Here is a 6591-nt window from a genome sequence, read left to right on the forward strand (position 1 = left end):
GTGTACCAGGAGACTTCATGGGACAACCCTTCGCTGATCGACACCGGCCTGCAGCGTGCGCAGCGCGGCCTGGGTGACTGGTTCCGCGAGACCATCCTGCGCCGCAAGCCAGGCCAGGTGACGGTGAGCGTGCCGGCGAACACAGCGCCGGGCAGCGCCCTGCCGCTGGGTCCTGTCGGCCGCGAATTTGCGGGCGTGGCGCAGCTGGTGGTGGCCAAGGACAAGGGCGCTTCGCTGATGCGCGGCTACATGGACAACCTATCCAGACTACGCGCCCGCTTCAACCAGATCCGCAACCAGGGCGATCCCGGTCCCGGCGCCAAGCAACTGATGCAGCAGACGCTGGACGGCAGCGGTTCCGAACTGGCGGATGCCTTACGCTACGTCGACGAACAGATGTTGACCGGCATGGGCGAGCAGCAGAAGCAGGCCATCCGCCCGCTGCTGGTGCGTCCGCTGATGCAGACCTTTGCCGTGATCGTGCAGCCCACCGAGGCCGAGATCAACAAGGTATGGACGGCGCAAGTGCTGGAGCCCTTCCGCAAAGGCCTGCTGGCCAAATATCCTTTCGCGCCGGAGTCGCGCCAGGAAGCCAGCAATGCCGAAATCGGGCAGGTATTCGGTCCTGAGGGCGCAGTGGCCAAATTCTTCAACAGTACGGTCGGCCCGCTGGTGGTACGACGGGGCGACACGCTCAGCGCCCGCACCTGGGCCAATATGGGTATTGCCCTGTCGCCTGCAGTCACCACCAGTTTTCCCGGCTGGATCGCACCGTTGAACGCCAATGGCGTCGCCAACCAGGCCAGCGGCGAAGAGGCGCAGACCCGCTTCCAATTGCAGACCGTCGCGGTACCGGGCGTCAGCGAATACACCATCGAGATCGACGGACAGGCGCTGCGCTGGAAAGGCCAGCCGCAACCCTGGACGCCGATGGTCTGGCCCAATCCGCAAGGCGTGCCGGGCTCCCGCATCACGGCCTTCACGCCGGACGGAAAAAAGGTGGTGGTGCTGGACGAGCCTGGCCATTTCGGCTTGAAGAAAATGATCGACTCCGCACAGCGCAAGCGCAAGGATGATGGAAGCTTCGAACTTAGCTGGAGCAACAGCGGCGTGACAGTCACGGCCAATCTGCGTCTGCTGCCTGCCGCGCCAGCCTCCGCACCGGCCCAGGCAGGACAAGGCTTCCGCAAGCTGCGCCTGCCGGACTCCGTGGTGGGTGGCACGCCTTCGCCCACGCTGGCGTCGCAGGTCGCGGCAATGGGAGCGCAGCAATGAGCCGCATGCCTACGCCTGCCGCCATCGGCTATTTCGGCAAGGTTCCCAGCCGCGCGGACTTCGTCAAAGGCGGCAGCGATCCGCGCGTGATCAATGTGCTGGATGACTGGCTGGCGCGCTCAATGGAGATGCTGAGCGCCGATGCGCGCTGGAAGCTGACTTACGACGCGGTGCAGCCGCTGCATTTCGCCCTGCTGGGGCCACGCCGCCGCTCCGCCATCGCAGGCCATATCACTGCTTCCAGCGACCAGTCCAGCCGCCGCTTTCCTTTCCTGATGGTGAGCAGCGTGGAAGTCGAGGAACCGGCCAGCTTCGCCTCATTCAGCCCGCTGCTGCTGACGCGCTTGTGGGCCAGGCTGGAGCAACTGAGCGGTGGCGTGCTGGCCGCTCCGGATGCCGGCGCSCCGCTGCAAGCGCTGCAGGGAAATACGCTCGATCTGGAACTGCGCGCGGCGGCCTATGACGCTGCTTTCGCCGACTTCCTGGAACTGCAAACCGTGGGCGCCCTGGACGGCCTGCTGGCACAGGCGGGCTTTGGCGGCACGGTGCGTCAACTGATGCTGGCGCTGGGCATGCTCCTGCAGCCGGTGATGGCCAGCAGCTCCAGCCGTCTTGAAAAAAGCCTGGTGCTGCCCCTGCCGGCCGATGCGCTATACCGCAACCTGGTGGCGGCCTTCTGGATGCACGTGATCACGCCTTTCCTGATGCGCGCCGACTTCGAATTGTCGCTCTTCGTCACGCGCCTGCACGGCAAGCCCGTGCTGGTGCTGGGCTTCAGCGGCGCTTCGCCACACACCCTGCTGGGCATCATGGRCCCTCAGGTCGGCGAGCAGCATCACATCCGCTTCGACGATGTGGAATGGGTCGAAGACCAGGTCAAGGACGATTACGCGAGCCAGAAGGTTTCGGCCTATCTTGCCCAGCCGGCGCTGTCCCTGAAATCCGCGCGCGACTCGCTGCGCACCGCCTTTATTGGAAACTGATATGCGTTGCATTCCTGTCCTCCTGCTGTTTGCCGCCTGCGCGGCACAAGCCCAGTTGCCCGGCCAGGTGGTGGCCAGCGGCACCGTACCGGACGAAGCGGCCAAGACGGCCCTGCTCAACCAGTTGCGCGAGGTGTATGGCGCCGACAAAGTGGTGGACCAGCTGGCGGTCGGCCAGGTCGCCAGCCCGGCGAACTGGAGCAACTACGTACAGAAGCTGATCACGCCCAATCTGAAGCAGATCAGTCGTGGCCAGCTCAAAGTGGACGGCAATATGGTCAGCGTGCGTGGCGAAGTGTCCAATGAGGCACAGCGCCAGCGCATCGCCAGCGACTTCGCCACCAGCCTGAATCCCACCTACACCGTCAACAACGGCTTGCGCGTGGCGATGGCCGAGCAGGGCATCCTGGACCGCACGCTGGCCAACCGCATCATCGAATTCGAGAGCGGCCAGGCGGTGCTGACGCCGGCCGGCAAGACTATCCTGGACGAGATGGCGGTCGCCATGCTGAAGATGAAAGGCCAGAAGGTCGAGATCATTGGCCACACCGACAACGTGGGTCTGCGCGCCAGTAACCAGAACCTGAGCCAGGCGCGGGCGGAAGCCGTGCGCAATTACCTGTCCGGCAAAGGTATCGCGGCCGAGCTGCTGACCGCMTCGGGCCAGGGCTCCGACCGTCCTGTAGCAAATAACGACACAGCGGAAGGCCGGGCGCGCAATCGCCGCATCGAATTCCGCATGGCGCAGTAAGCGCCGCTATTGAAGGAGTAGCTATGTTTTCCGCTGAATCCCTGCTGGAACCCATCACCCCGGAACAGCCGGCCGGTATCGATCTATCCTTTTCGCCGGCCTTTGACGCCATCGCCCATGCGCGCCGTTTCGACGATCCCTCGCTGGAACAGGGCGAATGGGTCACGGAACTGAAAGAGGCCGACTGGTCGTTCGTTGTGGCTCGCTGCAGCGCACTGCTCACCGAACAAAGCAAGGACTTGCGCCTGGCCGTCTGGCTGGCCGAAGCCGCAGCGAAGCAGCATCAGTTGCGCGGTCTGGGTGAAGCGTTCCGCGTGCTGGCCGGCCTTTGCCGCGCCTATTGGAATAATGGCCTGTTTCCCCTGCCCGATGCCGGCGACAGCGAGCAGCGCATCGGCAATCTGGCCTGGATACTGAACCGCACTGCAGCGCTGACACGCGAAATGCCGCTCACCGAGGGACAGGGATTCTCCACCATCGATTTCGAGACGGCGCGCAGGCAGGCCAGCCTGCCGGACAATGTGCGCAATCCGGATTGGCCGAAGCTGGCCGATATGGAAAGTGCCCGCGCTCGCAATTCGGCACGCTTCCGCGAACAGTTTGCCGCTGATGCGCGCTACTGCATGGAAGCGCTGCGCACACTGGAAACGGCGGCTGACGAACGTCTTGGGGCGGACAGCCCGGGCTTTGCCGCCGCCCGCAATGCGGTGCAGGCGATGATCGATGCCATGCCCTCGCATGCGAGCCTGCCTGCGACGGTGCCGGCGCCCGGCCCGGATAGCGCGCAGGACGCGCAGATCATGTTCGCCCAGCCGGCTGCAATGACGCATGGCGCCGCCGGATCACGCGCGCAGGCTGTGGCCCAGTTGCGCGAGATCGCCAGCTTCTTCCGGCGCACGGAACCATACAGCCCGGCGTCCTATTACGCCGACAAGGCGGCCGACGCTGCGGAGCAGGACCTGCATACCTGGCTGCGCAGCGTGGTCAAGGATTCCGGTTCACTGGCGCATATCGAGGAGCTGCTGGGCGTCCAGCGCTCCTGAGCACTCAACGCACGCTGTATTCGAATTTGCCCAGACCGTCGGCCGCCACCTGGATGCGGCTGATGGTCCTCCCCTCCGCCATCTTCGCCAGCACGGCTTCAGCAATTTCCGGCAACAACGTCCCGTTCAGTATATTGTCGACATTGCGCGCGCCGGAATCGACCTCGGTGCAGCGCGCAAGCACTGCATCCACCAAGCTATCGTCATAATGGAATTCCGCCTTGTGGTTGATGCCGATGCGCTGGCCGATGCGGTCCAGCTTCAGTTCAATGATACTTGCCAGCGTGTCGTCTGCGATCGGGTAGAACGGCACCACTTTCAGGCGCCCCAGAAAGGCCGGCTTGAACACCTTCAGCAGCTGCGGACGGATTGCCGCTTCCAGTTCTTCCGGTGAGGGCAACTCCTCCTCGGCGCGGTTCAGGCAGGACTGCATGATGGTGGACGAGGCCACATTCGAGGTGAGGATGATGATCGAATTACGGAAGTCGATTGCGCGGCCTTCAGCGTCGTCCATCATGCCTTTGTCGAAGACCTGAAAGAACAGCTCCAGCACGTCGGGATGCGCTTTCTCCACTTCGTCCAGCAGCACGACGCTGTAGGGATTGCGGCGCACGGCTTCGGTCAGCACGCCGCCTTCGCCGTAGCCGACATAGCCCGGCGGCGAGCCCTTGAGGCCCGATACACTGTGGGCTTCCTGGTATTCGCTCATATTGATGGTGACCAGTTTGCGCTCCCCACCGTACAACGCATCGGCCAGTGCCAGCGCGGTTTCCGTCTTGCCCACGCCGGACGGGCCGGCAAACAGGAACACGCCTTTCGGCTTATTGGGATCGTCCAGATTGGCACGCGCGGTACGCACGCGCTGGACCACGGCGCCGATGGCTTGCGGCTGGCCGATCACGCGTTCCTGCAATACGTCCTTCAAACGCAGTACGGCCTGGATTTCATCCTTCACCATTTTCCCAAGCGGTATGCCGGTCCAGCCGGCGACGATGTCCGCAACCACGTGACCATCCACTTGCACCGGCACCATCGGCGTTTCACCCTGCAGCGCGCGCAGTTCGGCCAACAGCACCTGAATGTCCCGTGCGGCGCCGCCATCACCCGTCATGGCGCCCGCCGTGCCATCCCCCGCGCCATGCTTTTCCAGCGCGGCGCGCGCCTCGGCAATCCGGGCCGCCAGTGATTTCTCTTGCTCCCAGCGCACGCGCAGCGCCATCAACTCCTGCTCAGCCAACGCGCAGCTGTCGTCGAGCTGCTGCACACGCTGCGTGTGCTCGGCGCCCGCCGCCTGTTCACGCAGCAGGGCCGCAGCCTCGGCGCCTTCGCGCTCCAGTTGCCGCTGCAGTGCTTCGATCAGCGCTGGCGTCGCGCTCTGGCCCAGCGCCACCTTTGCGCAGGCTGTATCGAGCACACTGATTGCCTTGTCCGGCAGCTGGCGGCCGCTGATGTAACGATGCGACAGACGCACCGCTTCGGTGACTGCCTCGTCCATTACGCGCACACCAAAGTGCGCTTCCATCAAAGGCGCCATCCCGCGCAACATGGCGCAGGCCAGTTCTTCGCTGGGTTCTTCGACTTTCACAACCTGGAAGCGCCGCGCCAGTGCTGCATCCTTTTCGAAATACTTCTTGTACTCGCCCCAGGTAGTCGCCGCAATGGTACGCAATTCGCCGCGCGCCAGTGCGGGCTTCAACAGGTTGGCGGCGTCATTCTGCCCCGCCTGGCCGCCCGCGCCAATCATGGTGTGCGCCTCGTCAATGAAAAGGATGATCGGTTGTGGCGACTTTTTCACTTCATCGATCACGCTCTTCAGCCGATTTTCGAACTCGCCCTTGACGCTGGCGCCGGCCTGCAGCAAGCCCATGTCCAGCGTGTGAATCGCCACGCCTTTCAGCACATCGGGTACGTCGTCCGTGGCGATGCGCAGCGCCAGCCCTTCCACCACAGCCGTTTTGCCGACGCCCGCCTCGCCAGTCAGGATAGGATTATTCTGGCGTCGGCGCATCAGGATATCGATCGCCTGGCGGATCTCCGCATCGCGCCCGATCACCGGATCGACTTGACCCGCACGGGCGCGTTCCGTGAGGTTGGTGGTGAACTGGTCCAGGGCCGGAGTCCTGGCGGGCACCTGCTGCAATTCGCCGACCGGATCGCCCTCCTCCTGCGCCGCGCCAGTCTCCACCACAGCCTCCTGCGAACCGGCAGTGATCTGCTCCAGATGATGCTTGATATCGTCCGCACGGAACCTGTTGAACAGCGGCGAGCTGCGGTATGCCAGCTGTGCCAGCTCCGCATCGGTCAGCAGCGCCTGCRGTAGATGGCCGCTACGGATGAACACCTGTTGGCCAGCCTGCAGATCGAGCGAGGCAATCAGCCAGGCATGTTCGAACAGGCGCGGCAAGCGCGAAGAAAACACCGGCGTGCGTGAATTGCCCGCCTTGAAGCGGCCTATCTCGTTCTGCAGATCGCTTTGCAGCTTGCTGGTATCAACATCGAAATGCCGAGCCAGCAGAGTGAAATCGCTGCGTGGCTGTTC

The 6591-nt window shown here is 64.0% G+C and carries 5 protein-coding genes; 4 read left to right on the plus strand and 1 reads right to left on the minus strand.

Annotated elements, in window-relative coordinates:
- From AB4Z11_RS19125 to tssA, 4 genes are all read left to right on the plus strand, one after another.
- Positions 1-1275 (plus strand): type VI secretion IcmF C-terminal domain-containing protein (locus AB4Z11_RS19125; protein WP_442026924.1); only part of this gene is annotated, 1275 nt, incomplete at its 5' end.
- Entirely contained in the window at positions 1272-2258 is a 987-nt protein-coding gene (gene tagF / locus AB4Z11_RS19130) for a type VI secretion system-associated protein TagF (RefSeq protein WP_442026926.1), read from the plus strand. The genes AB4Z11_RS19125 and tagF, both read left to right, overlap by 4 nt.
- Position 2259: 1 nt before the next feature.
- Positions 2260-3009, plus strand: coding sequence for an OmpA family protein (locus AB4Z11_RS19135; protein WP_442026928.1), 750 nt, complete (start codon positions 2260-2262; stop codon positions 3007-3009).
- Positions 3010-3032: 23 nt separating this feature from the next.
- Positions 3033-4052 (plus strand): type VI secretion system protein TssA, encoded by a 1020-nt coding sequence (gene tssA, locus AB4Z11_RS19140; RefSeq protein WP_442026929.1) that lies wholly within the window; start codon positions 3033-3035, stop codon positions 4050-4052.
- A gap of 4 nt (positions 4053-4056) precedes the next feature.
- Here tssA and tssH read toward each other — a convergent pair.
- A partial coding sequence (tssH, locus tag AB4Z11_RS19145; RefSeq protein WP_442026930.1) for a type VI secretion system ATPase TssH occupies positions 4057-6591 on the minus strand: 2535 nt, incomplete at its 5' end.

This window comes from Pseudoduganella sp. RAF53_2, from assembly GCF_052113985.1.
Classification (GTDB): Bacteria; Pseudomonadota; Gammaproteobacteria; order Burkholderiales; family Burkholderiaceae_D; genus Rugamonas.

What these genes read in the sequence shown, in the direction of transcription:
- tssA (WP_442026929.1), top strand. Translation starts at nt 3,033, where the DNA reads ATGTTTTCCGCTGAATCCCTGCTGGAACCCATCACCCCGGAACAGCCG.